Here is a 4,342-nt window from a genome sequence, read left to right on the forward strand (position 1 = left end):
AAAGCGATCCCGCCTATCGGCAGATTGCCGGGTCCGCTGCGAAGGATGCGCGTGATGCCGCCGCTGATGGCACTCCCGTCGCCTCGAAGCCGAACCTATCTGCGCCGACCGTTCGCGCCGCGGACTTCCCCGCCTCAGTGCCGGAGGATCATTGAGATGGCGGGGAAGGGCGGCTTCTTCGAGAGCCTTCTTTCAGGGATCCTCGGCGACAGCCAGCGTCCCGATGCGGATCGGCCGGAGCTTGGCGTGCCCATGCTGGCCGACTGGCTCCCTTATCGCAGCTTCGACGCAAAGACGGGCGTGTTCTACAACAGCGCGTCGCGGGGCTTTGTGATCGAGGCAGCTCCCTTGATCGGTGCAGACGAACGGACAGGGGAGATCCTCACCCAGTTCCTTTCCGAAGCGATCCCCGCGCCGGGATGCCTGCAATTCCACCAGTGGATGAGTCCGCGCGTGTCCGAGCGTCTCTCGCGCTGGTATCTTCCGCGCTACTCGGCTCGCGGCGTCTACGAGCGCATGGCGAAGCACCGCATCGACTTCCTGACCGACGGGGTGTGGCGCTCGCTCTCCGCGGATGCGCCATTCTCGCTGCGGAACCACCGTGTGGCGATCTCCTACTCGACCCCGGAATCCTCGAGCGTGTCTGTCGAGGAAATCGTGGCGGTGATGGACGGTCTGATCTCGGCCCTCGCATCGATCAATGTGCCGGCCCGCAAGATGGATCCGACCGACCTCATCGGGTGGATCGACGACATAACCTCGCCGACCACTGCGGCGGGGGAGGACGTCGTCAACTACAATCCGCTCGATCCGATTGCGGACCAGGCGGTGCGCCGGGATGTGGAGCTTCACATCGAGCCCGATCGCATGCTGCTCAGAACCGAGCGATTTCGGCCAACCGGGGCGACGGTGGACGAGGCGCCCGAGATCGGTGAGATTCTGCCGGACGTCTTCGACGTTCGCTCATTCTCGGTCCGGAACCTGCCGAGCCGCTGGGCGCCGTGGGATGTCGCCCGGCTCATTGGCGACATGTTCACCGACAAGCTCAGGATGCCATGTCCGGTCGCGACAAATCTGTGCGTCGAGTTCCCCGATCCGCTGGCATCGTCGAACAAGGCGAGCTTCAAGTTCATGCGCACCACGAGCCTTGCGGACTCCAAGTCGGCGCGCTTCCTGCCGCAGCTGCGCGAGCAAAGCCAGGAATGGCGTTACGTCAACGACGAGCTGCGCCAGGGGCGCAAGCTGGTGCGTGTCTTCTTCAGCGTGACCTCCTTCTCGCCGAAGGGCAGGGGGGACGCCAACGAACGCGTGCTCAAATCGGTTTATCGCGCAGCGGGCTGGGACCTGCTCGACGATCGGTACCTGCAGGTGATGGGCCTTTTGTGCGCCATGCCCATGACAATGGCGAACGGGCTTGCACGCGACCTCGAGCGCATGAAGCGGATGCGCACATTGCTCACGACAACGGCGGCGAACCTGGCCCCGATCCAGGGCGAGTATCTCGGCGGCCAGGTGCCGCATCTCATGCTCATCGGTCGGCGTGGACAACCCTTCTTCTGGAGTCCGTTCGAGAATGCGGCGGGCAACCACAATGTCGCCGTCTTCGGCAAATCGGGGTCGGGCAAATCCGTGACGCTGCAGGAGCTCTGTGCCTCCCTTTGCGGTGCCGGCGCGCGCGTCGTCGTGATCGACGACGGTCGCTCCTTCGAGCACTCCGCCAAGCTCCAGGGCGGCGCGTTCGTCGAATTTACGATGTCGTCCGGCTTCTGCCTCAACCCCTTCAGCATGATCGATGAGGAGCTGGCCCGCAGCGACGAGGATTACCTGCTCGACTGCATGGCGATGCTCAAAGCCATCGTGAACCAGATGTCGCGCCACATCGACCGGCTGAACGATACCGAGCGTGGCCTCATCGACGGGGCCGTTAACAGCGTCTGGAGCGAAAAGGGACGCCAGGGCTCGATCGACGACGTGATCGCTGCGCTCGAAGCCACCGGAAATGGCCTTGCCATGGATCTTGGCATCGCCATGCGCCCCTTTTCGTCGGCAGGGACGTACGGGCGATTTTTCCAGGGCGAGGTATCGTTCGAACTGTCGGCGCAGCTCACGGTGTTCGAGCTCTCCGACCTTTCATCCCGCGAGGAACTGCGCAGCGTCGTGCTGACCGCGATCATGTTCATGTCGCAGCAGATGATGCGCAAAGTCGATCGTTCGGTCCCGAAGGCGCTGCTTCTGGATGAAGCGTGGCAGATGCTGCGCGGCGGTGCGATGGCCGATTTCATCGAGACCTATGCTCGCACCTGCCGGAAATATGGCGCGGCGCTGGTGACGGCGACGCAGTCCCTGAACGATTACTATAAGTCGGCCGGGTCCGTCGCGGCGCTGGAGAACTCCGACTGGTTCGTCATTCTCCAGCAGAAGCCCGAGACAATCGCGGACTTCAAGAAGCACGACCGCTTTGAGATGGACGACTATACCGACGCGCTGCTGCGGTCCTTGAAGATCAACGGCCGCGAATATTCCGACATCCTTATCAAGGGCCCCGAGACCCTGGCCGTCGGCAGGCTGGTGCTCGATCCGTTCTCGGCCACCGTCTATTCGTCGAGCCCGGCTATCTACGCGGCGATCGAGGCGCTGGTCGCGCGAGGGCTAAGCATGGATGAGGCGATCGAACGGGTCGCCTTCCCCGGCAATCCGGAAAAGTGGGCGTCGCACGAGCAAGTCGACGTTGCCGAGGCGGCGGAGTAGGCCATGGATGCCGCAGCGCACAGGAGGAATGGCGCGGACATCGCGGTCGGGCGACAGCCCGCCCTGCGGAGCTTGCTCCATTTCTATCTGCACTTGATCGGCTTCACGGCATCGACGCTCTTGCTGACCTGGGGGCTGTTCGCGCTCTTCTTCGTGGCGCTCGGGGGTTTCTCGCTCGATGGGCTCATGCACCAGCTCAACAATTTGACGGCCCGCTACGTCGCCGCGTCTCCTGACCGCATCGCGTCATTCAAGAACATCTTCATCGCCGCACATCTCCTGATTGCCGCCGGACTGATCGTTCTGCGCCGCGAGAAGATCGTGCCTGCGGCCCTGCCCGAAGGAAAAGCTGATCATGGCTGAACAGACCGAGCTCGACCTGCCGTCCCCTGCGCCCCAACCGGCGGCCGCAGCGAAGCGCGCAATTTTCGCGGGCTTCTCGTCCGTTCAGATCGTCGCGGGCCTTCTGGTCATTGGTGTCCTGATATGGGGGATGTGGGTCACAAAGGCGCTGATCACGCCCAAGCAGGAGCGGATCGTTTCCGCGCGGCTGTCCTCGATCGTCGGCGAGTATGTCCAGGCACAAGCGCGCTCCACCTCTCCGCCGGCGCAAGTCGAGGCGGAGATGCGCAAGTTCATGGCATCGCTGGACAAGGAGCTCGAGCGGCGAAGCTCGGGCGGTGAGATCGTGCTCGTCGGGGAAGCCGTTCTCACGAAGAATGTCCCCGACATCACCGACAAGCTGAAGGAGGCGGTCTATGCATCCGGCGTTGCTCGGCCGAAGCAAGCATCGGCTCTGGAGCTTCAGCAGCTCGAGCAGCAGGCCATGCTCGCGGCACAGCCGCAGCAGCCCATGACGGCGCAGCCCGCGGCGCCGGTCGGATACCCGGATCCCATGGCACCGGCGCCTATGATGCCCGGGGCGCCGGCCGCGTCAGCGCCCCAGTACGAGCCGCCGGCTGCCACCGTTTCAACCTTTGGAGGTCCCGATGGCAGCGGCGGTCAATGACGCGGCGAAGCGGGGCTGGCGACCGAACCCGAAGCTTTGGCTTCTGCTTGGCGCCTTCGTCGGCGGAAGCGTTGCCCTGACAGGGCTGGCAGATTGGAGCGACGACCACCTTTTCCTCGTCAATACGACGGACTCCCTGCCGAACTGGGCCTTCCTCATCGAGCGGGGCCGCCTGCCTGCCAAGGGAGAGTTCATATTTTTCGATCCGCCGGCGAGCGCGCTGTTGCGCCGCCATTTTGGCGCCAGGCCAAGGATGTTTGGAAAGAAGGTCTATGCTGTCGCGGGAGACGTGATCGCGCATGACGGCATGACGGTAACGATCAACGGCGTTCCGACTGTTCGCATGAAGCCCTTCACCAAGGCGGGCGAACGCCTTGTGCCCGGTGCGACGGGGGTCGTGCCCCCAGGCTGCTATTTCGCGGCGACGCCGCACAAGGACGGCTTCGACAGTCGCTATGCCGAGATCGGCTTTGTTTGCGGCCGGCAAGTCATCGGAACCGGGGAGCCGATCCTGTGAAAGCTGTTCTGACAAGCGGTGCCGGCATCGCTTCATTCGCGGCGGCCATGCTCCTCATCGGCCCTATC

General features: G+C 63.8%; 4 protein-coding genes. All 4 read left to right on the forward strand.

Annotated elements, in window-relative coordinates; all coding sequences use genetic code 11:
• Positions 1–156 precede the first annotated feature (156 nt).
• The 4 genes from traC to RLDS_RS39285 are packed head-to-tail and all read left to right on the forward strand — an operon-like array spanning position 157 to position 4,274.
• The gene (traC, locus tag RLDS_RS39270; protein ID WP_020818502.1) at positions 157–2,748 is read left to right on the forward strand and encodes a type IV secretion system protein TraC; all 2,592 of its coding nucleotides are present in this window, start codon (positions 157–159) and stop codon (positions 2,746–2,748) included.
• 3 nt (positions 2,749–2,751) lie between these two features.
• Complete coding sequence (locus RLDS_RS39275) at positions 2,752–3,111, forward strand: hypothetical protein (protein ID WP_020818501.1); 360 nt, start codon at positions 2,752–2,754, stop codon at positions 3,109–3,111.
• Entirely contained in the window at positions 3,104–3,757 is a 654-nt protein-coding gene (locus tag RLDS_RS39280) for a type-F conjugative transfer system protein TrbI (protein ID WP_020818500.1), read from the forward strand. Before RLDS_RS39275 ends, RLDS_RS39280 begins: the two co-directional genes overlap by 8 nt.
• A complete protein-coding gene (locus RLDS_RS39285) occupies positions 3,738–4,274 on the forward strand; it encodes a S26 family signal peptidase (RefSeq protein WP_020818499.1) in 537 nt (178 codons plus the stop codon). The genes RLDS_RS39280 and RLDS_RS39285 overlap by 20 nt, the downstream gene beginning before the upstream one ends.
• Positions 4,275–4,342 lie beyond the last annotated feature (68 nt).

Origin of the sequence: Sphingobium lactosutens DS20 (genome assembly GCF_000445105.1) — a bacterium.
GTDB lineage: Bacteria > Pseudomonadota > Alphaproteobacteria > Sphingomonadales > Sphingomonadaceae > Sphingobium > Sphingobium lactosutens.

What these genes read in the sequence shown, in the direction of transcription:
- RLDS_RS39280 (WP_020818500.1), top strand. Translation starts at nt 3,104, where the DNA reads ATGGCTGAACAGACCGAGCTCGACCTGCCGTCCCCTGCGCCCCAACCG.
- RLDS_RS39285 (WP_020818499.1), top strand. Translation starts at nt 3,738, where the DNA reads ATGGCAGCGGCGGTCAATGACGCGGCGAAGCGGGGCTGGCGACCGAAC.
- traC (WP_020818502.1), top strand. Translation starts at nt 157, where the DNA reads ATGGCGGGGAAGGGCGGCTTCTTCGAGAGCCTTCTTTCAGGGATCCTC.
- RLDS_RS39275 (WP_020818501.1), top strand. Translation starts at nt 2,752, where the DNA reads ATGGATGCCGCAGCGCACAGGAGGAATGGCGCGGACATCGCGGTCGGG.